30 protein-coding genes are annotated in these 26703 nt (G+C 52.8%); 24 read left to right on the top strand and 6 right to left on the bottom strand.

The window, feature by feature from the left end; all coding sequences use genetic code 11:
* The first annotated feature begins 86 nt into the window (after positions 1–86).
* From upp to GON22_RS04030, 13 genes are all read left to right on the top strand, one after another.
* Positions 87–716, top strand: a complete 630-nt coding sequence (gene upp, locus GON22_RS04090; RefSeq protein ID WP_160394835.1) for a uracil phosphoribosyltransferase — start codon at positions 87–89, stop codon at positions 714–716.
* 43 nt (positions 717–759) lie between these two features.
* The gene (gene wecB, locus GON22_RS04085; protein WP_160394834.1) at positions 760–1908 is read left to right on the top strand and encodes a non-hydrolyzing UDP-N-acetylglucosamine 2-epimerase; all 1149 of its coding nucleotides are present in this window, start codon (positions 760–762) and stop codon (positions 1906–1908) included.
* Positions 1909–2096: 188 nt separating this feature from the next.
* Positions 2097–2372, top strand: a complete 276-nt coding sequence (locus tag GON22_RS04080) for an AtpZ/AtpI family protein (RefSeq protein ID WP_160394833.1) — start codon at positions 2097–2099, stop codon at positions 2370–2372.
* Positions 2369–2782, top strand: a complete 414-nt coding sequence (locus tag GON22_RS04075; RefSeq protein WP_160394832.1) for an ATP synthase subunit I — start codon at positions 2369–2371, stop codon at positions 2780–2782. Before GON22_RS04080 ends, GON22_RS04075 begins: the two co-directional genes overlap by 4 nt.
* Positions 2782–3540 carry a F0F1 ATP synthase subunit A gene (gene atpB / locus GON22_RS04070; RefSeq protein ID WP_160394831.1) on the top strand — a complete coding sequence of 253 codons (759 nt, stop codon included), beginning with the start codon at positions 2782–2784 and terminating at the stop codon, positions 3538–3540. The genes GON22_RS04075 and atpB overlap by 1 nt, the downstream gene beginning before the upstream one ends.
* A 107-nt stretch (positions 3541–3647) precedes the next feature.
* Positions 3648–3872 (top strand): F0F1 ATP synthase subunit C, encoded by a 225-nt coding sequence (gene atpE / locus GON22_RS04065; protein WP_160394830.1) that lies wholly within the window; start codon positions 3648–3650, stop codon positions 3870–3872.
* Positions 3873–4041: 169 nt separating this feature from the next.
* Positions 4042–4524 carry a F0F1 ATP synthase subunit B gene (gene atpF / locus GON22_RS04060; RefSeq protein ID WP_160394829.1) on the top strand — a complete coding sequence of 161 codons (483 nt, stop codon included), beginning with the start codon at positions 4042–4044 and terminating at the stop codon, positions 4522–4524.
* Positions 4521–5069, top strand: coding sequence for a F0F1 ATP synthase subunit delta (locus GON22_RS04055; RefSeq protein WP_160394828.1), 549 nt, complete (start codon positions 4521–4523; stop codon positions 5067–5069). Before atpF ends, GON22_RS04055 begins: the two co-directional genes overlap by 4 nt.
* Before the next feature lie 15 nt (positions 5070–5084).
* Positions 5085–6599, top strand: coding sequence for a F0F1 ATP synthase subunit alpha (gene atpA, locus GON22_RS04050; RefSeq protein ID WP_006040074.1), 1515 nt, complete (start codon positions 5085–5087; stop codon positions 6597–6599).
* A gap of 90 nt (positions 6600–6689) precedes the next feature.
* Positions 6690–7553: an ATP synthase F1 subunit gamma gene (atpG, locus tag GON22_RS04045; protein WP_160394827.1), complete on the top strand. Its 864-nt coding sequence runs from the start codon at positions 6690–6692 to the stop codon at positions 7551–7553.
* 93 nt (positions 7554–7646) lie between these two features.
* Positions 7647–9053 (top strand): F0F1 ATP synthase subunit beta, encoded by a 1407-nt coding sequence (atpD, locus tag GON22_RS04040; protein ID WP_006040072.1) that lies wholly within the window; start codon positions 7647–7649, stop codon positions 9051–9053.
* A 23-nt stretch (positions 9054–9076) separates the two neighbouring features.
* Positions 9077–9472, top strand: a complete 396-nt coding sequence (locus GON22_RS04035; protein WP_160394826.1) for a F0F1 ATP synthase subunit epsilon — start codon at positions 9077–9079, stop codon at positions 9470–9472.
* A gap of 153 nt (positions 9473–9625) precedes the next feature.
* Positions 9626–10420: a tyrosine-protein phosphatase gene (locus GON22_RS04030; protein WP_160394825.1), complete on the top strand. Its 795-nt coding sequence runs from the start codon at positions 9626–9628 to the stop codon at positions 10418–10420.
* A gap of 60 nt (positions 10421–10480) precedes the next feature.
* Here GON22_RS04030 and GON22_RS04025 read toward each other — a convergent pair whose 3' ends face one another.
* From GON22_RS04025 to GON22_RS04000, 6 genes are all read right to left on the bottom strand, one after another.
* Positions 10481–11617 (bottom strand): GerAB/ArcD/ProY family transporter, encoded by a 1137-nt coding sequence (locus GON22_RS04025; RefSeq protein WP_160394824.1) that lies wholly within the window; start codon positions 11615–11617, stop codon positions 10481–10483.
* Positions 11604–12746, bottom strand: coding sequence for a GerAB/ArcD/ProY family transporter (locus GON22_RS04020; protein ID WP_160394823.1), 1143 nt, complete (start codon positions 12744–12746; stop codon positions 11604–11606). Before GON22_RS04020 ends, GON22_RS04025 begins: the two co-directional genes overlap by 14 nt.
* 48 nt (positions 12747–12794) lie before the next feature.
* Positions 12795–13022: a hypothetical protein gene (locus tag GON22_RS04015; protein WP_160394822.1), complete on the bottom strand. Its 228-nt coding sequence runs from the start codon at positions 13020–13022 to the stop codon at positions 12795–12797.
* A complete protein-coding gene (locus GON22_RS04010; RefSeq protein ID WP_160394821.1) occupies positions 13019–14134 on the bottom strand; it encodes a GerAB/ArcD/ProY family transporter in 1116 nt (371 codons plus the stop codon). Before GON22_RS04010 ends, GON22_RS04015 begins: the two co-directional genes overlap by 4 nt.
* Positions 14135–14391: 257 nt before the next feature.
* The gene (locus GON22_RS04005; RefSeq protein WP_160394820.1) at positions 14392–15555 is read right to left on the bottom strand and encodes a Ger(x)C family spore germination protein; all 1164 of its coding nucleotides are present in this window, start codon (positions 15553–15555) and stop codon (positions 14392–14394) included.
* 1 nt (position 15556) lies between these two features.
* Positions 15557–17314, bottom strand: a complete 1758-nt coding sequence (locus GON22_RS04000) for a spore germination protein (RefSeq protein ID WP_160394819.1) — start codon at positions 17312–17314, stop codon at positions 15557–15559.
* Positions 17315–17452: 138 nt separating this feature from the next.
* Between GON22_RS04000 and GON22_RS03995 the strand changes: the two genes are divergently transcribed.
* From GON22_RS03995 to GON22_RS03945, 11 genes are all read left to right on the top strand, one after another.
* Positions 17453–17911, top strand: a complete 459-nt coding sequence (locus GON22_RS03995; RefSeq protein ID WP_160394958.1) for a Dps family protein — start codon at positions 17453–17455, stop codon at positions 17909–17911.
* Between the two features lie 409 nt (positions 17912–18320).
* Complete coding sequence (locus GON22_RS03990; protein ID WP_237179013.1) at positions 18321–18650, top strand: NADH-quinone oxidoreductase subunit A; 330 nt, start codon at positions 18321–18323, stop codon at positions 18648–18650.
* Positions 18635–19147, top strand: coding sequence for a NuoB/complex I 20 kDa subunit family protein (locus GON22_RS03985; protein ID WP_006040060.1), 513 nt, complete (start codon positions 18635–18637; stop codon positions 19145–19147). The genes GON22_RS03990 and GON22_RS03985 overlap by 16 nt, the downstream gene beginning before the upstream one ends.
* A gap of 3 nt (positions 19148–19150) precedes the next feature.
* The gene (locus GON22_RS03980) at positions 19151–19753 is read left to right on the top strand and encodes an NADH-quinone oxidoreductase subunit C (RefSeq protein ID WP_160394817.1); all 603 of its coding nucleotides are present in this window, start codon (positions 19151–19153) and stop codon (positions 19751–19753) included.
* A 2-nt stretch (positions 19754–19755) separates the two neighbouring features.
* A complete protein-coding gene (locus tag GON22_RS03975; RefSeq protein ID WP_160394816.1) occupies positions 19756–20862 on the top strand; it encodes an NADH-quinone oxidoreductase subunit D in 1107 nt (368 codons plus the stop codon).
* Entirely contained in the window at positions 20862–21875 is a 1014-nt protein-coding gene (gene nuoH / locus GON22_RS03970; protein ID WP_160394815.1) for an NADH-quinone oxidoreductase subunit NuoH, read from the top strand. Before GON22_RS03975 ends, nuoH begins: the two co-directional genes overlap by 1 nt.
* Before the next feature lie 58 nt (positions 21876–21933).
* The gene (nuoI, locus tag GON22_RS03965; protein ID WP_160394814.1) at positions 21934–22383 is read left to right on the top strand and encodes an NADH-quinone oxidoreductase subunit NuoI; all 450 of its coding nucleotides are present in this window, start codon (positions 21934–21936) and stop codon (positions 22381–22383) included.
* Complete coding sequence (locus tag GON22_RS03960; protein WP_160394813.1) at positions 22384–22905, top strand: NADH-quinone oxidoreductase subunit J; 522 nt, start codon at positions 22384–22386, stop codon at positions 22903–22905.
* A gap of 1 nt (position 22906) precedes the next feature.
* Entirely contained in the window at positions 22907–23209 is a 303-nt protein-coding gene (gene nuoK / locus GON22_RS03955; protein WP_160394812.1) for an NADH-quinone oxidoreductase subunit NuoK, read from the top strand.
* Positions 23210–23216: 7 nt separating this feature from the next.
* Positions 23217–25079, top strand: a complete 1863-nt coding sequence (gene nuoL, locus GON22_RS03950; RefSeq protein WP_160394811.1) for an NADH-quinone oxidoreductase subunit L — start codon at positions 23217–23219, stop codon at positions 25077–25079.
* Positions 25076–26698: a complex I subunit 4 family protein gene (locus GON22_RS03945; RefSeq protein ID WP_160394810.1), complete on the top strand. Its 1623-nt coding sequence runs from the start codon at positions 25076–25078 to the stop codon at positions 26696–26698. The genes nuoL and GON22_RS03945 overlap by 4 nt, the downstream gene beginning before the upstream one ends.
* Positions 26699–26703 lie beyond the last annotated feature (5 nt).

Raw genomic sequence — 26703 nt, 5'->3', positions numbered from 1 at the left:
TGGATAGCTTGGGATGCAACGCGCCTTTTACAATGCTATAATAAACGGGGTATTTACCCAAGGCATAATCAGGGAGGCAACACAACATGAGCAAATTGGTCATTTGCGACCATCCGTTAATCCAGCATAAGCTCACCTTTATCCGTGACAAAAACACGAATACGAAGGACTTCCGGGAACTCGTCGACGAAGTCGGCACCTTGATGGCATATGAAATAACGCGTAACGTGCGGCTTGAAACGGTGCAGGTGGAAACGCCTGTCCAAGTGACGGAGTCGAAAGTCGTATCCGGCCGGATGCTTGGGCTGATCCCAATCCTGCGCGCAGGGCTTGGAATGGTGGATGGAATGCTAAAGCTAATTCCTGCTGCCAAAGTCGGGCATATCGGCTTGTTCCGCGATCCGCAGACGCTCCAGCCTGTCGAGTATTATATTAATCTGCCTACGGATGCGACGAATCGCCTGCTCATCGTTATTGACCCGATGCTGGCTACCGGCGGTTCTGCCATTGCAGCGATTGACTCGCTCAAGAAACGCGGATGTGAGCAGATTAAGATGATGTGCTTAATCGCCGCTCCTGAGGGCGTAGAGGCGCTTCAAAAAGCGCACCCGGATGTTGATATCTATACCGCGGCGCTCGATGAGAAGCTCAATGACCATGGCTATATCGTGCCTGGCCTTGGCGATGCGGGCGACCGGATGTTTGGCACCCATTAATTTATTCTATCTGCAAGCATGCTAAGGGAGATGAAGATTCGTTTTGTCTAAATTAAAAGTAATGACCATATTCGGCGTTCGGCCGGAAGCAATTAAGATGGCGCCCCTTATTTTGGAACTGCAGCGCCACCCTGAACAAATTGAGTCGATTGTTTGCGTAACGGCACAGCATCGCCAGATGCTCGACCAGGTGTTGGAAGTGTTCAACATCCAGCCGGATTATGATCTTGATGTGATGAAGGACCGCCAGACGCTCAACGAGATCACGATCCGTGTTCTGCAGGGCCTTGAGCCCGTGCTGCGCGAAGCGAAGCCTGACATCGTGCTAGTTCACGGCGACACGCTTACGACGTTCCTAGCAAGCTATGCGGCGTTCTTGCAGCAGATTCAAGTGGGCCACGTAGAAGCCGGCCTTCGGACGTGGAACAAGCTTTCGCCGTATCCAGAAGAGATGAACCGCCAATTGACTGGCGTTCTCGCGGACGTTCATTTTGCCCCAACGCAATGGTCGGCAGGCAACCTGCGCAAGGAAAACAAGCCGGAAGAACGCATCTACGTTACGGGCAACACTGTAACGGATGTATTCCAATACACGGTCAAAGAAGGCTTCACTCACCCGGTGCTTGACTGGGCGGAAGGCAAACGCTTAGTGCTGATGACAGCGCATCGCCGCGAGTCGCAGGGCGAGCCGCACCGCAACATTTTCAACGCGGTACGCCGCATCGCGGACGAGTTCGAAGATATTGCGATCGTCTATCCGGTGCATCCAAGCCCAGCGGTAAAAGAGCCGGCTCAGGCGATTCTAGGCGACCATCCGCGCATTAAGCTGATCGATCCGCTCGATGTCGTCGACTTGCATAACTTCTATCCGCATACCCACCTCATACTGACCGATTCGGGCGGCTTGCAAGAGGAAGCGCCATCGTATGGCGTGCCCGTTCTTGTGCTGCGTGACACGACAGAGCGCCCAGAGGGCGTTGATGCCGGTACGCTGGAGCTCGTAGGGACAGAGGAAGCTGACGTTTATGAGCGGACGAGAGCGCTGTTAAGCGATTCTGAACTGTACGAGCGGATGAGCAAAGCGGCCAATCCTTATGGCGATGGACAAGCATCTGTTCGCATCGTTCAAGGGCTGCTGCACCATTTTGGAAGAACGGACAACCGTCCGGTTCCGTTCACACAACGTTCATAGTTTCGAGGTGGGAGCGAGGCATCTCTAGAAGACTACAGCATACAGTTGTACTGTACGGTTTTAAATTCCGAAAATCCTTGCTGCATAAGGGTTTTCGGAGCACCGTTCACTAAATGTTTGAATTTATATGAATTGACAGAACGGTGGGAGCTTCGCTAAAATAAATGAGAGTTTTGGAGTGATTCCTCATGAATCCGTCCAATGAAAAACCACCTTCGGAAAATAATCGAAACGCGCGGGACAGTGGCCTTGGGGACAATCCTTGGCGCGCAATGGGGCTGGTCGGCACCGTCGGGGCTGACCTTGCCGTATGTTTAGGGGTGGGCGTTTGGCTCGGTACGAAAGCGGATGCCGCTTATGGCACGAACTATTGGTACTTGGTCGGACTGCTTGCAGGCCTTAGCGTCGGCGTCGTAACGATCTATTTTCTAATACGGGTGTTTACGGGGGGCAGAGGTACTTGAGAGACAACTTGTCGGCCTACCTGAAAACCGTTACACGATTGACGTTCTTTTTTTTGTCCGTTTGCTGTGTATGTTGGGCTGTTTTTCCGGCGCAGCAAGCATGGTGGGGCGGTCTTGTCATTGGAACAGCCGCAAGCTTGGTGAATGCGCTTCACCTTGGCTGGAAAGTAATCCGTATCGGTGAAAACGCGGCGGCGGGCGGGAACAGGCGTTCAACGCTTGGCTATCTTACCCGGGCCTGCATCGGGATACTAGCGGCAGTTATCGCGACAAGAACGTTCGATTTCCGTATTGAGGCAGTTGCCGCTGGATTAATTGTCGCCCAATTGGCAACACTCATACTGGGATTTTGGACCATGCGCAAGCGGGAGAATAAGCAATCCCTCGATGAAAGGGGTGAAAACAACTAATGGATCATATTTTTCCTGTCGTTCACAAATGGGGAATTGAATTTGACCTCGCGGCCATCTTCATGATCATTGTCACCAGCATCATCGTGCTCGTGCTGGCGCTCGTATCCGTGCGCGGTATGTCGGTGGATAAGCCTACCAAGATGCAGAATTTCCTGGAATGGGTTATCGAATTTGTAGTCAACATTATTGGCACGACGATGGACTTCAAGAAGGGCAAACCGTATCTGATTCTGGGCCTTTCCCTGATCATGTATATCTTTGTCGGCAACATGCTCGGCTTGCCGTTCGGCATTGCGACGGAAGTGCATCATGGCGCATCGATTTTCGGCATGGAGCTGGACCTAGGAGGCGAGAGCGAAGCTCACGTCGCTTGGTGGAAATCGCCTACGGCTGACGTAGCGGTTACGGCTGCATTGACGGTTATCGTTATCCTGCTTACGCACATCGAAGGCATGCGCCGCAACACGAAGCATTACTTCAAACACTACTTCGAGCCGTATGTGCCATTCCTGCCATTGAACCTGATCAAGGAAGTGTCCAAGCCACTGTCGCTTGCGCTTCGTCTCTACGGCAACATCTTTGCCGGCGAGGTTATGATCGGCGTTATCGTAAGCGGTCTGGGATGGGTGGGGATTATCCCGCTCGTCGTATGGCAAGGCTTCAGCGTATTCGTCGGCGCGATTCAGGCTTTCGTCTTCGTCATGTTGACGATGGTTTACATGTCGCAAGCGGTCGTTCACGAAGAGAAGCATTAGTCCGTGTTAACGGATGCTAACAACTAGGTTTTTTCAGAAGTACAGGAACAACGGCCTGTCTTGCAGGCCTCAATACATTCAAACATATTTAAGGGAGGATTTTTCTAATGGGAGCTTTAGCATTGGTTGCAGCAGCAATCGTATTCGGTTTGGGCGCACTTGGCGCAGGTATTGGTAACGGTCTGATCGTAGGTCGCACGGTTGAGGGTATCTCCCGTCAGCCTGAGCTCCGCGGTACGCTTCAAACGACGATGTTCATCGGTGTCGCACTCGTCGAGGCACTTCCAGTTATCACGCTCGTCTTGGCATTCATGTTCCAAGGCCAAGCTTAATAACCGCATAAACAGGAATGGCGGGGAGTGCCTAGCCTCCGCGCCATTCCTTATGTTCGACAGGAAAGTCCGGTTCATCCGCAAGATGCAATACGGGCTTTCCTCCTTACAATGAATGATCCGTGTACGCACGTGTAATACCGATTGCTAAAGAAGGGAGTGACGCCCAGTGCATATCACTTGGTCCACGTTTTTCATCCAATTAGCGGCGTTTCTGATTCTCTTTCTGCTATTGAAGCGTTATGCGTTCGGCCCTCTGCTTGGCATTATGGAGCAGCGCAAAGAGCTGATCCAAAGCCAGCTTGACAACGCAGAGAACAGCCGCAGCCAAGCAGCGCAACATTTGGAAGAGCAGAAACAAGCGCTTCAACAAGCACGCAAAGAAGCTTATGACATCATCGAACAGGCAAAAGCGACAAGCTCCAAACAAGCGGACGACATTATCGTTACCGCGAAGACGGAAGCGTCCCGCCTGAAAGACGATGCAGTTAAAGATATCGAGAGCGAGAAAAACAAAGCAATTGCAGCGCTCCGCGGCGAAGTTGGCGGCATGTCCGTTAAAATCGCTTCGAAGATCATCGAGAAACAAATCGATGAGAAGTCGCAAGAGCAGCTCGTTAACCAATACCTGAAAGAGGTAGGAAGCAAATGAGCCGCGATGTCGTAGTAGCGAAGCGCTACGCCAAAGCTTTGTTTGATATTGCACAGCAGCAGCAGGTTGTCGCAGAAGTTGAAGACCAACTGAAGCTGATTGTACAGGCAATCACGAGCGATTCGGACGTCCAGAAGTTTCTGGCGCTTCCATCGGTTGACGCTGCTCGCAAGAGCGAGCTGCTCCGCAGCGTGTTTGCGGATCGGGTTTCCTTTATCGTATTGAATACGCTGGAGCTGCTCCTTGCGAACGGCCGTCAAAACGTCATCAGCGACGTATACGGCGCATACGTGAAAATCGCAGGTGAGGCACTCGGCCAAGCGCGCGCGACGGTATATACAGCGCAAGCGCTTAGCGCAGAGGAGCTTGGCAACGTGGCAACACAATTCAGCGGATTGACTGGCAAGAAAATTACGGCAGAGCAAGTTGTAGAACCAGCTTTGCTCGGCGGCATTCAAGTTCGCATCGGCGACCGTCTGTACGATGGAAGCTTGGCGGGCAAATTGGATCGTTTGCAAAAATCGTTGAACAAACGAGCACTGTAGATAGGGGTGAGCGAATTGAGTATCAGACCTGATGAAATCAGCACTCTGCTGAAGCAACAGATCGAACAATATAAATCCGAAATTCAAGTGGTTGACGTTGGTACGGTAATCTCCGTCGGTGACGGTATCGCCCGCGTTCACGGCCTTGAGAATGCGATGCAAGGTGAGCTCTTGGAGTTCTCCAACGGCGTAATCGGCATGGCACTCAACCTCGAGGAAAGCAATGTCGGTGTCGTAATCATGGGCCAATACAAAGGCATCCGTGAAGGCGACCAAGTTAAACGTACCGGCCGCATCATGGAAGTTCCTGTAGGCGAAGCGCTGCTCGGCCGCGTTGTTAACGCACTGGGTGAGCCAGTTGACGGCAATGGCCCGATCAACACGACGGCTACGCGTCCAATCGAATCGCCAGCACCGGGCGTTATGGCCCGTAAATCGGTATTCGAGCCAATGCAAACGGGCATTAAAGCAATCGACGCGATGATCCCAGTCGGCCGCGGCCAACGGGAATTGATCATCGGCGACCGCCAAACGGGTAAAACGCAAATCGCGATCGACACGATTGTTAACCAAAAAGGCAACGGCGTTATTTGTATTTACGTTGCAATCGGCCAAAAACAATCGACGGTTCGTACCGTTGTTGAATCGCTGCGTAAACAAGGCGCTTTGGATTACACGATCGTCGTAACGGCGAGCGCATCCGAGCCATCCCCACTCTTGTACATCGCACCTTACACGGGCTGCTCGATGGGCGAATACTTCATGTACAACGGCAAGCACGTTCTCGTTGTTTATGATGACCTGTCCAAGCAAGCTGCTGCATACCGTGAGCTTTCGCTCTTGCTCCGCCGTCCTCCGGGCCGGGAAGCTTATCCAGGTGACGTATTCTACCTGCATTCCCGTCTTCTCGAGCGCGCAGCTAAGCTGAACGACGAACTGGGTGGCGGTTCCTTGACTGCCCTTCCATTCATCGAGACGCAAGCAGGCGATATCTCTGCATATATTCCTACGAACGTAATCTCGATTACGGACGGACAGATCTTCCTCGAGTCCGACCTGTTCTACTCCGGCCAGCGTCCTGCGGTTAACGTAGGTAACTCTGTATCCCGTGTAGGTAGCTCGGCTCAAATCAAAGCGATGAAAAAAGTTGCGGGCACGCTCAAAACTGACCTTGCTCAGTACCGTGAACTCGCAGCATTCGCCGCTTTCGGTTCCGACCTCGATAAAGTAACGCAATCCCGCCTGAACCGTGGTGAGCGTACGCTTGAAATTCTGAAGCAAGGCATCAATGCTCCACTTGCTGTAGAACGCCAAGTAGTTGCAATCTACGCAGTTACGCGCGGACATGTTGACGATATTCCAGTACAAGATGTACGTCGTTTCGAAGCAGAATTCCTTGCTTACGTGGATGCAAACAAGCCAGAAATTTTCGCTTCCATCCGCGACACGAAAGATTTGACTTCCGACAACGAGAAAGCGCTTGTTGATGCGATCAACGCATTCAAGAAAAGCTTTGCAGCGTCGGTATAAACCATTTCTTCACAATAACGCGGAATAGAACTGGGTAAAGGGGAATCTTCGGTTTCCCCCTTAAGCCCGGTAATAAGGTGGTGACAACGAATGGCTAAAGGTATGCGCGAAATCAAGCGTTCGATCAAAAGCACGCAAAATACGAAACAGATTACGAAGGCAATGGAGATGGTATCATCCGCTAAGCTCAAAAGAGCCCAGGATGCTGCACTAGCATCACGTCCATATACCGACAAAATCAAAGAAGTCGTAGCGAGCATTGCATCGGGCGGAGGCACGGTTAAGCATCCCATGCTGCAAAGCCGCGAAGTGAAGCGTTCGGCTTACTTGGTCGTTACTTCGGACCGCGGCCTTGCAGGTGGTTACAATGCCAACTTGCTTCGTAAAGTATGGACGACGATTCAGGAGAAGCATAAGTCTCCTGCTGAATACGACCTATTCGTCATCGGACGTAAAGGCCGTGACTACTTCAAGCGCCGCAACATTGCGATCGTTGAAGAAGTTATCGGGCTTTCCGACTCTCCAAGATTTGCTGATATCAAAACTTTGGCAGCAGCAGCTGTTCAAGGCTTCGAATCCGGCAAATATGACGAGCTTTATCTGGTGTACAACCAATTTATTAATGCAATCTCGCAAGTGCCTACCCTCAAGCAACTGCTTCCGCTGGATCAGTCGCAATTGACGGGTGCAACGAGCGCGAGCTATGAATATGAGCCGTCACCTGAGAAGGTGCTCGACAATCTCCTTCCGAAATACGCAGAGACTGTTATTTACAGTGCTGTATTGGAAGGCAAAGCGAGTGAGCACGGCGCACGCATGACCGCGATGGGCAACGCAACGAAGAACGCGACGAAGATGATTGCAAGCTTGACGTTGACGTACAACCGTGCACGTCAGGCAGCAATTACGCAAGAAATCGCGGAAATTGTTGGCGGAGCGAACGCGCAGCAATAAAGTTTCGTTCAATGCGGTTTCATAAGAGACCGTGCTGCTTAACCAGCGGTACGGTAATGAGGCTGCGAATGATAACAATAAGGAGGTACAGGAATGAGCAAGGGACGTGTAGTCCAGGTAATGGGTCCGGTTGTTGACATTGCGTTCGACAACGGCCATCTGCCTGAGATTCTTAATGCAATCAAGATTGAAAAGAAAGCTCAAAACCCGGGCGAAGTCGACATCAACCTGACGGTTGAAGTTGCAACTCACCTTGGCGATAACCTGGTTCGTTGCGTAGCAATGTCTACGACGGACGGATTGGTACGGGGAACGGAAGCCGTAGACCAAGGCGCTCCGATTACGGTACCAGTAGGCCCTGCAACACTCGGCCGTGTATTTAACGTACTTGGCGATCCAATCGACAACAACGGTGCGGTAGACCGTTCGATTGCAAACCCAATTCACCGTCAAGCTCCAGAATTCGAAGAGCTGTCGACACAGCAAGAAATGCTTGAAACAGGCATCAAAGTTATCGACTTGATGGCTCCATACGCGAAGGGCGGCAAAATCGGCCTCTTCGGCGGTGCAGGCGTAGGCAAAACGGTAACGATGCAAGAATTGATCAACAACATCGCACAAGAGCACGGCGGTATCTCCGTATTCGCCGGCGTTGGTGAGCGTACTCGTGAAGGTAATGACCTTTACCACGAGATGAGCGACTCCGGCGTTATTGCAAAAACGGCGATGGTATTCGGCCAGATGAATGAGCCTCCAGGCGCGCGTCTTCGCGTAGCACTGACGGGCCTTACGATGGCTGAGTATTTCCGTGACGTTGAAGGCCGCGATGTACTTCTGTTCGTCGATAACATCTTCCGCTTCACGCAAGCAGGTTCCGAAGTATCCGCATTGCTCGGCCGTATGCCGTCCGCGGTAGGTTACCAGCCTACACTCGCAACGGAAATGGGCCAATTGCAAGAGCGTATCACGTCAACGAAAAAAGGTTCCGTTACTTCCATTCAAGCAATCTACGTTCCTGCCGATGACTATACGGACCCGGCTCCAGCAACGGCGTTTGCCCACTTGGATGCAACGACAAACCTTGAGCGTAACATCGCTGCAATGGGTATCTTCCCAGCGGTTGACCCGCTTGCTTCGTCTTCGCGTATCCTGACGCCAGAAATTCTCGGTGAAGAGCACTACCAAGTTGCTCAATCCGTTAAGAAAATTTTGCAGCGCTATAAAGAGCTTCTCGATATCATCGCGATTCTCGGTATGGACGAGTTGTCCGAAGAAGACAAACTCACCGTTCTTCGTGCGCGCCGTATCCAGAACTTCTTGTCGCAGCCGCTCCACGTTGCTGAAGCGTTCAACGGTATTCCGGGCGTTTACGTACCGGTTAAAGAAACGGTTCGCAGCTTCAAAGAAATTCTCGAAGGTAAGCATGACAATCTTCCAGAACCAGCATTCCATAACGTCGGTACGATCGAAGATGCTGTGGCGAAAGCTAAAACGCTGTAAAGCGATAGGCGGGAGGATTTCACATGAGCACCCTTTTATTAGAGATTGTTACGCCTGAGCGTAAAGTGTACGCGCAGGAAGTCAACATGGTGAGCGTGAAGGGCGCGGACGGTGAGCTCGGCATTTTGCCGAACCACATTCCGCTCGTAACCCCTCTTCGCATCGCCCCGGTTGTCATCAAGAAGGACGGCGCTACAGAGACACTTGCTGTTTCTGGCGGTTTCATCGAGATTCGCAAGGATAAAGTTGTTATCCTTGCGGAGAGCGCTGAGCTGGCTGGCGACATCGACCTCGCTCGTGCTGAAGCATCGAAGCAACGTGCTGAGGAGCGCCTCAACGCAAAACGCGACGAGGTTGACTATCGCCGTGCAGAGCTTGCCCTTCAACGTGCATTGAACCGGATCAGCATCAGAAAATAATCGTTCTGCTCCGCGTTTGCGGCGGTCCGATAAGAAGAAACACCGTCCTTGTGGCGGTGTTTCTTTTTGGTTATATCTGTATTTGGACACTTCTGTGCTATAATGACGTACATAATTATTAAAATAAAGATGTCTGTCGAACGAGGTGTCCGTATGATTGATATCCACACGCATATCCTTCCTGGCATTGATGATGGAGCTGGTGACTGGGAGGAATCCTTAGCGCTTGCACGCGCGGCCGTTGCTGGAGGAATTACGGCGGTCGTCGCGACACCCCATCATGCGGATGAACGCTATTATAACAAGGCGAGTGATGTCGTCGCGTTGACCGCACAGTTAAATGAACGGCTACGTGCGGCTGGCATTCCGCTATTGGTTCGGCATGGACAAGAAGTACGGTATCATAAGGAGCTGCTGGACCATTTGGAGCAGGGGGAGTTAGTAACGCTCGCAGGCTCGCGATATTTGTTGCTCGAGCTTCCATCTGGTTCCGTTCCGGAAGGTGTTCCTGAGCTGATCTATGAGCTATCCCTGAAAGGAATCACTCCCGTCATCGCGCATCCTGAGCGTAATCGCGAGCTAGCCAATGATACGGGCAAGCTGTTGCGCCTTATTGAATTAGGGGCTTTAGCGCAGGTAACGGCCCATTCGCTAATTGGTTCGTTTGGCAAGGCGATTGAACGTGTGGCATGGACAATGTGCAGGCAAGGGCTCATTCATCTGGTCTCATCTGACGCCCATCATTGCGATCGGAGAAGCTTTCGCTTAGAAGAGGCTTATGGGAAGGTCGCGGATAAGTTGGGAGGCCACATTGCTGCGTCTTATAAGCGTAACGCCCAGCTGCTGGTTGATGACGAGCTGATTCCTTCTTTAGCTGTGCCAGTTACAGATGCAACTGGAGCGTGGGGTAAAATGAAACGGCTGTTTGGCAGGGGATCTTCTGAATAACAGGCGAACGTAATGAAACCGTAAGTCTCCCGTTGGAGGGGCTTACGGTTTTTTGTGTGTTTAGGACGGAGCATTCGCTCCATTCATGCTGAGCGTTTGCTCGTCTGGACTAGAGGGCGGGGGGCGAAAGCCTCGCAACTTCGCGATGGCAAGGAGCAAGCAGGGATATGCCATGTTGATGGCAATATAGTAAATGGTGTAGATAGAGGTCATGGACCGGAACGCCGTTAAATTAGGTATCGACCAGAAAGAGAAGCAAAGGATGAGAAGGCCGACTGGCATCACAATCGCGCGCATATTGATGGTGCCGAATAACTGGGCAAAGCCCGCAGTGACGGCGAAATAGGTCATGCAGGTTCTTAAAAAAACATCTAGCACCCAAAACAGCATGAGCAAGGAATCCAAGTGCTCGATAAATTCGAATATCTCTACATAACGGCTAAGAATCATTAAGGGGTACATGTAGTTGGACACCGCTTCTCCGAGTACGCCGACGATATAGACGAAGGCGCTCAAGAAAGTAGCTGCCGTCCAAAGGGCAGCCATACTCCCCCAATGGAAGAGGCGCTTCGGATTCGAAACAAAGGGCAGAAAAAAGGACATATAGGCATACATCGAAAACCAGGTCTGCAGCGCGATTGTGCCTTTGGCTACGGGAACGAAACCATTTTCCATAATGGGAAGCAATCGACCGAGGTCAATCTCCTTCGTAAGCGGCAGGATAATCGCGAATACGATCAATATAATAAGCGGCGTCAGCAGCATGGCAATACGGCAGATGATTTCGACACCGCAGCGGATGGCAATGGCTCCGATCAGCGTCATGCTTGCGGCAAATAGGATGCCCGGCGTTTTGGCAAAGTAATTTTGCGACATGAAGTCGAAAAACTGCCGGGTCTGGATGCCGTTGAGAATAAGCAGATTAAACAGGAACAGGAGGCTTAGCAATGTGCCTACGGATTTGCCGAGCAGGGTGCGATTGTATTGCATGATCGTTTGGCCAGGAAATAGCTTATGCAGGAAAATGATAATGAATATGAGCGGCATTCCAATCAGAGGCGAGAGAACGGCAGATAGCCACATGTCACGATCGGCAAGGGTGAAAATGAAAGATGGCCCTGTTAGCATGGATGTCGATAACGCCGCCATAAAAAATAAGCATGCTAACTGGGCGCTGGATATTTTACCTTGTTCCATTTGGTTGCACTCCTTGATTACTCGTTGTAGGCGGCTGCTTATTGGGCGCGATTATCTTCCTGATTAATGCGGCAACGTAAAGGAAGAGTGGGATGCCAAGATGGGCATAGCAATAAACAAAAATCAGCAGCTTTCCGATGTTCTCGTTAAAGGTGGAGAGATCGGGTATGGACCAGAAGGACAGAATGACGATCCACAAGCCTATGGGCAGAATAAGCGGTTTGTAGGACGGCAGCTTACACATTTGGGCAATGCCAGAAACAGCAGCATAATACATGACAATCGTACGTATAAACACGTCAAGCACCCACATGATCATAATTAATGAATCCAGATGGGTCATGAAGCTCGCGATGGCGGCGTATCGGCTGAGCAGCAGGAATGGATAGGAAAACAGCTGAGTGGCAGCTCCAATCGACATGATCACATAAAGGAAGGTTATTGTGAATGTGAGCGTGACCCAGCAAACGGAGTACGACAACCATCGAGCAGCTTTGTTGATATTGGATACATATGGCAAGAACATGGTGGAATAAATGTAAAGCGGAAACCAGATTTGCAGCATGGCAGCTCCTTTAACGACGGGCATAGCCCCTTTATCCAAAAAAGGGAGCACTTGATCGGGCTCCATGCCTTGTATGAGCGGCAGCACGAGAATGACAACGATAATGACGATGATTGGCGTGAACAGCAGTGATAGCCTGCCTATGATCTCGACCCCTAGCCGAACGGCGATCGACCCGACTAGAACCATGGTACAGGTGAATACGGCAGGAGGCGAAAGAGTCATAAAGGCAAGATTCATCAGCTCCGAAAACTGGCGAAGCTGATAGGCATTCATCAGCAGGCAAACGAGCAGAAAGGACAAACTGACCAGTTTGCCGAGCCAGGGCCCGAGAATCGACTCGCTATACTGGAAGAACGTCTGGCTAGGATACTGCCGATGGAGGAACATCGCAATATAAACAGTCAGGAAGCCGCCTAGGCAGCCTAGCAATGGCGCAAGGTACATATCGTTTTGAGCGATGCCGTATATTAGCGCAGGCGAAGCCAGCGTAGCCGTAGCTTGAAGCGATAGATACATCATGCACGCGAGCTGCGCTGCGCTTATTTTGCCCCCTTCCAACATCTTAAGCCGACCGCCTCTCTGATCATTTTATTTTTGCAAATCCGTACATTACTTTAATAGCAACTTAGCCGCTGGGGCGAGAATGGGCCGCAGCAAATCGGATGGACCAGGCAGCTCCGGATAAACAAGCAGTGCGACTGCGAGCGTAAAGCCACTGCCGAACAGCACTAGGTAAGCTATTTTGGTGCGAGTATCCTTGATGCTGCGCCAATCATAGGCGACTATCGCAATTGCGGCAACGAAAAGGGCAAGCAAGCTGTTTAACGAAATATTCATGTCGCAGGCTTGCCTCCTCCTAAGCCGCTAGCGGACGGGCGCACGATCCGATGGCGGATGAGCCCGATCACAAGCAGTATCGCGGGAATGACAAGGCCAAAGAGCAGATAAAACAAGATCATTTGCGGCGAGGATACGAAGTACGAATTCGATATGCCCCAGTAGCTGAATAAAACGAGCAGCATGCCCAGTGGAATAACAACCGGCTTGTAATCGGGCAGATTAAGCCATTGGGCGAGCCCAAGGGACGTACCGTACATGCCGAATATAATTCGTATCACGATTTCAATCGTCCAGATCATCATTACAATTGATTCGAGATGCTCGAAAAATTCAGTAAAGCTGATGAAACGCGCGATGACCATGAAGGGATAGGCGTAATTCGCTGTTGCGGGCCCTAGAACCGCGTAAACGATCACGAAGGTGATGCATACCACCGAAGTAAACAGCGTAACGGACAGATAAGCCCAGCGAAGAATATGCCGTTTGTTCGCGACGTAGGGCAAATAGTAGTTGGTAAACGTAAAGACGGGCAGCCAAGACATTAGCTTAAACGCACCGATTAAGGAAGGCCCAGGCCCGTCACCTAGAATGGGCTGGAATTTGTACATCTTCAGTTCAATAATGCTCGGCATGTAGATCATGAGAATAAATACGGCGATAAACGGAAGCAGCAGCATGGGAAGCCGGCTAACCGTTTCGATCCCGCCTCTGACGCATAATGCGCAAATGAGTGCCATACTGCTCGAAATGACGAAGGATGGCGTTTTTAGCAGGAAAGTCAGTTTTACAAAATCGGTAAACTGGCGCAGGACGCTGCTCGTCGTATAAATGGAGAAGAAGAGATAGAACACGCCGATAAGCTTGCCGATTGGTCGGCCAAGCAACGTAACGGCATATTGAATCAGCGTTTCGTTCGGATGAAGCTCATTCAGTTTCACCAGGATCCACATGATGGTGAAGCCAACGCCGGACGCCAATAAAGGAGACAGCCACATATCCTGGCGAGCTGCGGTCGCGACGATTCCAGGGGCGGTCAGCAACGATGTCGCCAAGACGGACATGAACGCAAGAATGGAAAGCTGCGCTGCAGATATGCGTCCCTTTTCCATAAGCCGAAGTCTCCTCTCCGTAAGCAGAGCCGGCTAAGACTTCATCCAATCGCTAACTAGCGGAGCTAATAAGTGTTCATACAATTGGAGAGGTCCCGGCAGCTCAGGTTTAAATGATATGGCAACTGTTAATCCGTAAGTGAGAAATACAATGGTGACGAATGTCGTTTTTGTTCGGCGGTCCGGCATGGAAGGCCATTCGAACCAGCTGAATGCAACGAAGCTGAGCCCAAGGGCAAAAAGAAATAGAAAGGTCGTCATGGTCCCTCACTGCGCTGAAGCGACGTATTTTTCCCCGTCAGGCCGTTGCGCGCAATCGTCAGCTTAATGTCGTAAGTGACCGTAACCTCTGGGAAAAGCGCATCCCAGTTCGTTTTGGCTTTGCGCCATTGCTTTGGATAGTGGCGATGAAATTGCTCCGCGAAGCCGAGATAATCGGTTTTGATTTGTTGTGCTTTTCGTACCGATTCGTCGATCCTTTTTTGCAGCGCGGTTTGGAAAATCTGCTGAAGCTGCTTGATGGTCGGCTCTTTGGTCACATCGATGCCGTCAGCCGTTTCATTCAAGTTGCCTATGGCTTTGATATGGACCTTAATCGACCACTTGCCGTTCTTTATGGAAGGAACAAGATTCGAGCCCGCTTTGAAAATATAGACGGAAGCAAAATCCCCGCTTGGCGGAACTGGGGCAGTGATGGTTGCTGTTTTGATTTCATTGCGCAGCCATTGCAGTCCCCGCGTTTGCATGGTGTCTAGCTTGTCTGCTATTTTCAAGTCTTTGAACGCGGCTGTGCCGCCGATATAAGGCACCATGGTTTTGTCGCGTTTTTTTACCACGACCATCGGAATGACCGCCGTGTGTGCTTCCTCTGACAACTCCTCAACCGCTTGTAGCATCGTGATATTCAGGCCAGACTGCAGGATCGCCATCTCGCGCAGCAGCTCCGCCGTGTTCCGCTCTGTTGGCGTATGCAGCGCAAGCACCTCTGTTGCCTCCCCTTCGCTGACGAAGAGGTTCGCGCGTTCGCGAGGGTGGGGATGGCGTGTGAGGAAGTCCATCGGTTCATGAATTCCCCGCTCAGCGAGCTTTTGCCCGAAGATGAATACGTCGGCTTGTCCCCAGAACACTCGCCTAGATAATGTCTCCTGCAATCGGGCGGTCGCATCAGCGAGATTAAGCCCGGCTGCGGACCGTACGATCGTTTGGTTGCTGCCCCCTGTGAAAGCTGAGGAGGTGGGATCTGAAATGGAGGCGCTCGGCACGAAGAGCTGTACGGACAACTTGATTTTCCCATCATCGGCCAAGTCCATGCCTGCGGCTGTGACGATAGCTAAGTCGTTGATCTCCGTACGGTCCCAGCAACCAGTGAGCAAGGCAGCAGACAGGAGCAACGCAGGCACAAGGCGGATGAGTGGCTTCATGTCAGTTGTTCCTCCTTGATTTGTACAGGTCAGCACGCGAGCGGAGCCGGTTGAAGAAGGAACCGGTCAAATGCGGGCGTGTTTTCATATGCATGCGGTTTGCCCGGATGAGCGTGTCCTTGAATTGGCTCGACTGGACTGGCGCGATCGGCGATAAATAGGGTACGCCGAATGAACGGAGCGTCATTAAGTGAAGCAGGATCAGAAGCGCGGCTAACACAATGCCATATAGCCCAAGGAAGCCTGCGCAGAGCATAATCGGAAACCGAATGAGTCGAATGGCGATGCCAAGTGAGTAATTCGGAATAAGGAACGAGGATACTGCCGTGACGGCTACGACCATAACCATCGGCGACGAGACGATGCCAGCAGCGATGGCAGCTTGGCCGATAACGAGAGCGCCTACGATACTGACGGCAGAGCCGACCTGGCGAGGCAGCCGTATGCCTGCTTCCCGCAGTGCCTCGAAGGTGATCTCCATGAGCAGCGCCTCTACAAGCGCAGGAAACGGAATCTGCTCCCGCGATCTGGCGATAGTCAGCAGCAGCGTCGTTGGAATCATTTCCTGGTGGTACGACAGTACGGCAACGTAAAGCGAAGGGCCAAATACCGTGATGAACGAGAAAAACATGCGCAGCCAGCGAATGCCTGTAGCGACAATCGAGCGCTGGTAAAAGTCCTCCGGCGATTGCATCATGCTCATCAGCAGCGCTGGCGCAATCAGGGCAACCGGCGATCCGTCGGTAAAAACTGCGATTTTGCCCTCCAGCAAATGAGCCGTAACGACATCCGGCCGTTCAGTCGACATAAGCTGGGGGAAGGGGGAGAACGGATTGTCCTCTACCCATTCTTCAATGTGCGAAGAGTCCATGAATCCATCGATATCAATAGCGGATAGGCGCTGCTCCATCTCTCGGACCAGGTTAGGGTCTGTAATGCCTTCGATATAGGTAACAATGGTTGCCGTTTTCGTATAGCGCCCGATATAAATGCTTTTCATCTTAAGGGCAGGCGAATGAATTCTGCGGCGAAGCAGCGAAATATTGGTCTGAATGTTCTCAACGAAGCCTTCGCGGGGCCCACGAACGACTGTCTCCGCCTGGGGCTCTTCTATCGATCGCAGCGTCAGGTGCATAAGCGAGTAGACGAGTGCAGAGGTCTCGCCGTCAATAAATAAGATGACATTGCCGTAGCCGATTTTGTCAGTAGCGTCTTGGATGCTCGATACCTCTAGCATGGAAGATAAGGTTACACATTCCACAATTGCATTCTTATCTGCTGCTCCAGTCGTGCCAATATGCTGAAGCGGGTTCAGGATATGAAGGTCAATTTCTTTGGTATCGCAAAGGCCATCGAGATAGATGACGGTGACAGCCGGGCCCTGCCGCACATCAAATTCATGAATAATCAAATCTGAGCAATTCGAATAAATCTGGCGCATCACGTCGATATCAGCAGCGAGCTTGCCGGAGACCGGCTTAGCGAGCAGCTCGCGCTGGTGATCTAGCACCTGCTGGACGCTCGGCGTGGGCTGGCCTTGAATGCCGTTTCCGGCAGCTTGCTGGCCCTGCTGGCCTTGCTGGTCCTGGACAGATTGATCGGTATCGCTTGCTGCAGCAGGCGATTCTTGCTGGCCGTTCTGCTCGGGGCCTGGTTGTTTCGTCTCAGGCTCGGCATTGGGCTGTGGCGCCGGTTCGGAGGATCCAGGAGGGGCTCCCGTGTCCGGTTGAAGGCTTCGTTCGTCTGTTGGGTTGGACATCGGGATCACCCCATTCCTGATTTGTGGTTATTTTGTGCATTTTTCCAGCTGAATAATCCATCGATTTGTATAAAATGCTAAATTCGTTCAGGAACGAACAATGCGAAGGGAGTAAGGGACAACGTGGCAAACGAAACGATGGCAGCGACAAAGGCAGGAATCAGCGGGGGCTCCATTGCAGCGCTCAATAGCCAGCTAGCGGATTGGAGTGTCCTGTATGTGAAGCTTCACGATTACCATTGGCATGTAAAGGGCCCGAATTTCTATACGCTGCATGCCAAGTTTGAGGAGCTATACACAGAGGCGGCGGCATTCGTCGACGAGGTAGCCGAACGCATCCTTGCACTCGGCGGCAAGCCAACATCGACGATGAAGCAGTATTTGGAGCAGTCGGCAATAGCCGAGGCAGCGGGCAATGAGGATGCGACGGGCATGGTGCGCACGCTGGCGAGTGACTTGTCAGGCATCGCAGAGCGGCTCCAGCAAGGGGTGGAAGCTGCCGAATCGGCAAGCGATGGCCCTACAGCGGATTTGCTCGTTACGAAGCGTGAAGCGGTCCAGAAGCATTTGTGGATGCTGAAAGCCTTCCTTGGTTGAACAGCGGAATTAGCAGATGAACAAATCAAAAGGAGGGGCATTCATCCTCGTCCGCATTCGCGGAGCGGGGAATGCCCCTCTTTTTTATTTACATTTTCGCAGATAGAATCATCATCAGGTTGCCGCTATAGGGAGCTAGCTTGCATAGAGCTTGCATAGATCGTCCGCATGGCGAATAGGCATAACTGCATAAGGCAGCCGGCCGAATGAACGCTTGCTTGGGCAGCCTCACAGCGAAAGTTCCAAATGACAGTGGCGCAATGGCAGCATAGACGCTTGTGGAAGCTTTTGTTATAATTGTGAGGTAAATTTGTCCAACTTATCGTGTTCGTAATGTTCCCTGCAATGGGCCAATGGAGGCGATTGGGTGAATCATGTTTTGAACCAGTACGTAGTCGTTGTCATCTTCATGCTGCTTGGCATTTTGCTTCCGGCAGTTGCATTGGCGGCAGGGCGCATGCTCCGGCCGCATAAGCCGACTGATCCGAAGCAGACGACGTATGAGAGCGGCAATGAGCCGGTAGGGGAAGGGCAGGTACGGTTTAATATCCGGTACTATCACTTCGCCCTTATGTTTGTTATTTTTGATGTGGAAACCGTTTTCTTATATCCTTGGGCCGTTGCTTACGGGAAGCTCGGCCTTTTTGCGCTGGTGGAGATGCTGATCTTCGCTGGCATGCTCGTTCTCGGACTTGCCTATGCCTGGAAAAAGAAGGTGCTGACATGGAATTCCGTTTAGATTGGATTTCGCAAGAAGAACGGTTAGAGCTGGAACGCAACGTGTTTCTCGGTACACTGGAGCAGGTAAAGGCATGGGCACGCAGCAATTCATTATGGCCGCTTACGTTTGGCCTTGCGTGCTGCGCAATTGAGATGATGGGAACGGGAGCCTCCCATTATGATTTGGACCGGTTCGGGGTGATGTTCCGTACATCGCCCCGCCAAGCGGATGTGATGATTGTGGCGGGCACAGTGACGAAGAAGATGGGGCCACTGCTTCGCCGCTTATACGATCAAATGCCGGAGCCTAAGTGGGTCATTGCGATGGGCTCCTGCGCAACGGCAGGCGGGCCTTATGTGAAATCGTACGCCGTTATTAAAGGAGTCGACCAGATCGTGCCGGTCGATGTCTATATTCCAGGCTGCCCTCCGAGCCCGGCGGCGCTGATCTATGGCATTAACAAGCTGCAGGAGAAAATTCGCTACGAAGCCAAAACCGGGAAGCAGGTGAATTAAAGCATGAGTGAAGATACGCCAATCGAAAAACCGCAGCGTCCAAGGGCAAGCGCTGCGGTATCGCCAGATGGTTCGGCAGTGCCGCCTGCTGAAGCTGGCGAGCCAGCAGCTGAGCCCAAACCGGCTTCCCCGCTTCAGCCGCTGCTGGACGAGGCAGTCGCGCTCATCCGTGAAGCGGTGGGCGAGGACGCGATTGAAGAGGCTTACGTCAATGAGCTGGGCTCGGAAGCGCCGACCCTTATCGTCCGGCCGGAATATTTGCTGCGGACGGCAGAGCTGTTCAAGGATCACGCATCGCTAAGCTGCCGTTACCTGCGCAATGTGTCGGGCGTTGACTACGAGACGCATCTGGAAGTCGTGTACCATCTTGTTAACTTGGAAACAGGCGAGAATTATACGATTAAAGCGCGTGCAGACCGCCAAGATCCAATCGTTGATTCCGTTACGCCTGTCTGGGAGACAGCGAATTGGAATGAACGCGAAATTTATGATCTGTTAGGCGTCCAATTCAAGGGGCATCCCGATATGCGCCGCATTATGATGCCGGACGACTGGGTTGGCTATCCACTGCGCAAAGACTACGAGCCGTTGGATCCGGAGGTGTAGCCATGGGCGCAATTCGAACAGAGGAGCTGCTGCTCAACGTAGGCCCGCAGCATCCGAGCACGCACGGCGTGTTTCGGATTATCGTGAAGCTGGACGGGGAAGTCATTACCGAAGCGATCCCTGTAATGGGCTATTTGCATCGCGGAACAGAGAAGCTGGCTGAGAACCTGAATTTCACGCAAATTATTCCGTACACCGACCGGATGGACTATGTGTCGGCAATGACGAATAATTACGTGCTTTGCCATGCGGTTGAGAAGATGATGGGTCTTGAAGTGCCGGAGCGTGCGGAGTTTCTGCGGCTGATTGTAATGGAGCTGCAGCGCGTTGCGAGCCATCTGGTTTGGTGGGGCACGTATTTGCTCGATATCGGCGCAATGAGCCCTTTTCTATACGCCTTCCGGGATCGCGAGACGATTGTGCAGCTGTTCAATGAGCTGTGCGGCGCAAGGCTGACTTACAACTACATGCGTGTCGGCGGGGTGAAATGGGACGCGCCGCCCGGCTGGCTCGATAAGGTGCGGGAGTTTGTGCCCTACATGGAGCAGAAGCTGGAGGAGTATGACCGGCTGGTGTCAGGCAACGAAATTTTTCTCGCGCGCATTCGCGGCGTCGGCCGCTATGATGCCGATACGGCAATCAGCTACGGCTTGTCTGGCGCTAACCTCCGCTGCACCGGCGTGCAATGGGACCTGCGGCGCAAGGAGCCGTACAGCTTATATGACCGATTCGAATTTGATATCCCCGTTGGCACGAACGGCGACTGCTATGACCGTTACGTGCTGCGATTAGAAGAAATCCGGCAGAGCCTTCGCATTCTGCGGCAGGCGTTGGAGCAGTTCCCATCCGGCGGAGAGACGATGGGCAAAGTGCCGCGCGCCATTCGGCCGCCTGCGGGCGAAGTTTATGTGAGCATCGAATCGCCCCGAGGGGAAATTGGCTGCCACATCGTGTCCAAGGGCAAAGCGGAGCCATATAGGCTCAAGTTTCGGCGGCCCTCGTTCGTGAACCTTCAGATTTTGCCGAAGCTGCTTGTCGGGGAAACGATGACGAACCTCATTACGATACTGGGCGGCATCGACATTGTCGTTGGGGAGGTGGATTGCTGATGGGCGCGCTGCTTGCTTCACCTATGACTTGGAGCACAGCCCTCATCATCTTCCTCTGGGGCGTCGTGCTCATGCTCGCCGTGCTTGGGTTTGTTACCTATGCCATCTACTTTGAACGGAAGGTTATTGGCTGGATGCAATACAGGATCGGGCCGAATCGGGTAGGGCCGCTTGGCCTGTTGCAGTCGGTTGCTGATATTTTAAAGCTGCTCATTAAGGAGGATACGATTCCCCGCAAAGCGGACCGGGCGCTGTTCATGCTCGCGCCAGTGCTGGCTTTTGTTCCTTCGTTTGCGGTACTGGCTGTTATCCCGTATACGCAAAAGCTTTATTTTGCTGACCTGAACGTGGGGCTGCTCTATTATGTAGCGTTATCCGGCATTTCGACGCTTGCGATTGTGCTCGGCGGCTGGGCGTCCAACAACAAGTACGCGCTGCTCGGCGGGATGCGCTCGGCTGCACAGATGATCAGCTACGAGGTGCCGCTTGTCATCTCGGTAACGGGCGTCATTATGATGAGCGGGACGCTCAATTTGCGAGGGATCGTCGATGGGCAGTCCGGCGGCTGGTTCTGGGACTGGAATTTCCTTCCGCAGATCATCGGCTTCGCCGTCTTCATCGTGGCAGCAGTGTCGGAGTTGAACCGGACGCCGTTCGACCTGCCAGAAGCGGAATCGGAGCTTGTCGCGGGCTACCATGTGGAGTATAGCGGCTTTCGCTTTGCGTTCTTCATGCTAACGGAATATGTGTACGTTTATGCGATTGCTGGGCTTGCGACGACGCTGTTTCTAGGCGGCTGGCATGCGCCGGCACCGTTTCTTGATTTTGTGCCAGGCATCATCTGGTTCGGGTTAAAGTTTGCGTTTATCGTCTTTTTCTTGTTCTGGATACGGGCTACGCTGCCGCGCATCCGTGTCGACCAACTGATGGGGCTAGGCTGGAAGGTGCTGCTTCCGCTGTCGCTGGCGAATGTATTCGTAACGGCTGTCTTTATCGAGCTGTTTCAGCGTTAACGGTTAACCAAGCAGCGTAGTTGTGGCATCTGCCTAACAAAATGGAGGAGGGCATCGGATGAAAGGGATTTTTAAAGGAATGGGCGTCACGCTCAAAGCATTAACCGCTCCGAAGGTAACGACCTCATATCCCGACGCGCCATATTTTATGCCCGAACGATACAGAGGCATTCAGCATTTTGAACCGGATTTATGCATCGTCTGCAATCAGTGCGTGCGCATCTGCCCAACGGATTGCATTACGTTGACCGGCAAGCCGAATCCCGATCCAGAGAAGAAAGGCAAAGTGATTGATACGTTTGACCTTAATTTTGAAATTTGTATCCTATGCGACCTCTGTACAGAGGTATGTCCGACGGAGGCGATCGTCATGACGGGCAATTTTGAATTGGCCGCGTACAGCCGCGATGAACTCTTCAAGGATAAAGAGTGGCTGACGGATAACGATTCGCGTGTTCGCGTGGACAATAACAACATAGGAGCGCCGCAGAAGGGGGGAGCCAAATGAATGGGCAGCATCGATTGGAACGGTGAATTTGTCGCGTTCTTTCTGCTCTCGGTACTAATGATTACCGGATCGGTGCTCATGGTCAGCTTCACGAAGGTTGTACATATGGTGCTGTCTATGGCAGCGGTCTTCTTGGGCGTAGGCGGCATGTTCATTATGCTGGACGCAGAGTTTCTGGCATTTGTGCAAGTGTTGATCTACGCGGGAGCGGTCTCGATATTGATGATTTTCGGCATTATGATGACGAACCATCGGGAAGCAGCCGGCGAATCGACGAAGCCGCTGCGTGAGACGCTGGCAGCCGTAGCGGCGATCGCGCTGTTCGGCTTGCTGTTCTTCGTCATTCAGGCGGCAGATTTTACGGATAACTCGGGAGCGGCACCACCCCCTGCGGCAGACAACACGCGTGCAATCGGTGAGCTGTTGTTCCACGGTTATATCGTGCCGTTTGAGCTTGTTTCCGTATTGCTGACGGTTGCATTCATCGGGGCCATTGTACTGGCGAGGAAGGAGGCGGAATAGCATGCTCGGATCTTATTTGACAATCGCCGCCATTCTGTTCTGCATTGGCCTGTACGGGGCGCTGGCTAAGCGAAATGCGATCATCGTACTCTTGTCGATTGAGCTGATGCTCAACGGCGTGAATTTGAATTTAGTGGCTTTTTCCAAATATGGCGCAGTGCCGTCGCTTAACGGCCAAATGTTCGCGCTGTTCACGATTGCTGTAGCCGCTGCAGAGGCCGCGGTCGGCGTTGCTGTGCTCGTGGCGCTGTTCCGTGCGCGCGGGACGATTAAGACAGATGATATCGATGAGCTGAGGGGGTGAGCGAACAATGGCATATTCACAAGCAGCTTGGCTCATTCCGGTGTTTCCGCTAGCCGCTTTTCTCGTGCTGACGGCACTAGGGCGCAGCTTCCGGCGAACGGCTCCAATCATCGCCTCCATCGGGACGCTCGGCTCTCTTGTTCTATCGATCCTCGTCATGGTGGAAGGCATCGAATACCGGGATCGCATCGATTGGATCAAAATCGGCGATTTTGCGCTCTCGATTGGCTTTGACGTCAATCATTTGACTTCGCTTATGCTTGTCATCGTGTCGATCGTCAGCTTCCTCGTCTGCATCTATTCTGCAGGTTACATGCGCGATGATGAGCGGTTGACCGTCTTCTACGGCTACGTATCGTTGTTCGTATTCGCGATGATGGGGCTTGTGCTCGCAGATAACATGCTGATGCTGTATCTGTTCTGGGAGCTGGTTGGCGTTTGCTCCTACCTGCTGGTCGGCTTTTGGTTCCATAAGCCAGAGGCAAAGGCGGCTGCGAAAAAAGCGTTCATCGTCACGCGAATTGGCGATGCGGGCTTGCTGCTGGCGGTGTTGCTGCTTTTCTGGTATATGCCTAATCATGCGCTTGATTTTGTTGGCATCCAGAACGTGTTTCAGGGCCAGTCGGGCGCGGTAGACGCCGGAATTACGACGCTAATTGCACTGCTCGTCTTTATGGGGGCAGTCGGCAAATCCGGCCAATTTCCGCTGCATGTGTGGCTGCCGGACGCGATGGAAGGCCCGACGCCAATAAGTGCGCTTATCCACGCGGCGACGATGGTAGCGGCAGGCGTATTCCTGATTGCACGGACGTTCGTCTTGTTTGAGGCTTCGGCCGTTGCAATGGACACGGTAGCCTACATCGGCGCATTCACCGCGCTGTTCGCCGCGACGATTGCGCTTGTCCAGCATGATGTGAAGCGCATTCTGGCGTACTCAACCATCAGCCAGCTTGGCTACATGATGATGGCGCTGGGCGTTGGTTCGTTGACCGGCGCGATGTTCCATCTCATGACGCATGCGTTTTTCAAAGCGCTGCTCTTCCTTGGAGCAGGCAGCATTATTCATGCGACGGATACACAGGACATCCGGGAGCTAGGCGGTTTAGGGAGACGCATGCGCTTGACTGCGCTGCTGTTCGGCGTCGGCGCGCTCGCATTGTCGGGTATTCCACCATTTGCAGGCTTTTGGTCCAAAGATACGATTCTTGCAGCAGCATTAGACAGCAACCCCGTCCTGTTCGCGGCGGGCTTGCTAGGCGCGTTATTGACCGCGTTGTATATGGCTAGGCTGTACTTCCGCATCTTCACGGGCAAGCCAAGCGCAGCTTCTGAGGCGGCGCATGAATCACCAGCGTCCATGACGGTGCCGATGCTTGTGCTAGCGGTGCTAGCAATTGGGGCAGGATTCGTCGAGACGCCATGGTATGGCGGGCTTAGCCATTGGCTGTTAGGCGACGAAGCGCCTGTGCACACTGCTGTAGCAGGTTATACGGTGCCGATTATTGGAGCGGCTGTCGCTTTGCTTGGCCTCTACATTGGATGGCTCGCTTATGTGAAAAGGACGATACGCCCCGCCGCAGCACTGGATTCCATGCCAGGCATGCGGAAGCTGCTGCAGAACGGTTACGGCATCGATGCGTTATTCATTAATGGAATCGTAAAACCATATCGATTGCTCGGTTCCTGCGTACAGCTATTTGACCGCTATGTTGTGGATGGGCTTGTCCAGTTGGTTGCCTATGGGGTGGCTTCGCTCGGCAGAGGAACTGCCCGCCTGCAGAATGGCCAAGTGCAAACCTACGGGCTAGCCGCCATCATTGGGCTGCTCGTACTTATCGTCGTGTTGGCGGGAAGGAGGCTCTGGTCATGACGATCGCAGATTGGCCGATCTTATCGCTTATCGTCTTCTCGCCGCTTGCTGGCGCAGCCGTACTGCTAGCGATGCCTAAGCAACGGGCACGCATGCTGCGAGTTACCGCAATTATTGCAACCTTGTTGCCGCTGGCGCTGTCATTGTGGCTATATGCTGATTTTGACGCGAGCCACGTGGGGGATTCCTACGAGGAGTACACCACATGGGTGAGCATCCCGCTCGATCAGGCTGCACTTGGCGGCGGAGCGGAATCCTACAAGCTGCATTTGGACTATCGGTTAGGCATTGATGGCTTGTCACTGCCGCTCGTGCTGCTGGCGACGGTCATTACGGCGATGGCTGCGCTTGCCTCGGTTACAATTCGAAAACGATGGAAGGCGTACTATATTTGGCTGCTTATTCTGGAATGCGGAATGTTGGGCGTTTTCTTGGCCCGGGACTTATTCTTGTTCTTCATTTTCTTCGAGATAACACTCGTTCCGATGCTTTTCCTTATCGGAATTTGGGGGCAGTTCAACCGTGAGAAAGCAGCAATCCGGTTCCTGATCTATAACGGGCTTGGTTCCGCTATTACGCTCATCGTGTTTGTCATATTGGTGATGACTGCTGGATTCTCGATTGGCGATTCAAGCGGCGGCGCTGTGTTCAGCTATAGCGGAAGCTATGGAACGATTCTTGCGAATTTAGGCGATCCGCAGGCTGTCGTTAATCAGGTGGCGGCAGGCAATGTGAATCCGTTTTATTTGTCTGGCACGATGGAAACGGTGCTGTTCGTGCTGCTGCTGGTTGCCTTCGGCATCAAGCTGCCCATCTTCCCGTTTCACAGCTGGATGCTCAGCGTCCACCGTGAGGCTCCGGCACCTGTCGTTATGATCCATTCGGGCATTTTGCTCAAAATGGGCGCCTACGGGCTGATCCGCTTTGGCTTCTTCCTGTTCCCGGACCAAGCCGAACGTTTCGCGCCAGCGCTGGCCGTACTAGGCCTTATTAACCTGCTCTATGGCGCCGTTATCGCTTACCGGCAGCAAGAGCTGCGCAGCATGCTCGCCTACTCCTCGCTCAGCCACATGGGCATTGTGCTTCTAGGCCTTGCTTCGCTTCACGTCATAGGCATGCAGGGTGCGGTGTTTCAACTTGTATCGCATGGCCTTATCTCCGCGCTGTTATTCCTGATCATCGGCAGCTTCTACGAGCGAACAGGGACGTCGCGGATTGACGAGCTAGGCGGTTTGGCTAAGGTTGCGCCATTTATGGCGGGCGCTATGTTGGCCGGAGGACTTGCTTCGCTCGGCTTGCCGGGCTTGTCCGGCTTTGTCGGGGAGCTGCTTGCCCTGCTGGGGCTGTTCGATACGCACAAAATAATTGTCTCCATCGCGCTGCTCGGGATCATTCTGACAGCCGCATACGTGCTGCGGGCCGTAATGGGCACAACATTCGGGGAGCTGCCAGCCAAGTACGCGGGCATGAAGGATGCGCGGTTTATTGAGGCGCTGCCAATCGTCGTACTGCTCGCTTTCGTGCTGCTGCTGGGCATCTACCCGTCGTTCTTGACGGAGCTGATGAAGCATAGCTTCGATCCGCTGCTGCATCACATCAACATGAGGGTAGGGGGGTAGCGCAC

The sequence above is a fragment of the Paenibacillus sp. MMS18-CY102 genome (genome assembly GCF_009789195.1).
Lineage (GTDB): Bacteria > Bacillota > Bacilli > Paenibacillales > Paenibacillaceae > Paenibacillus_T.
Note: the sequence above shows the minus strand (reverse complement) of the source record. Positions and strands in the feature narration are given on the sequence as shown.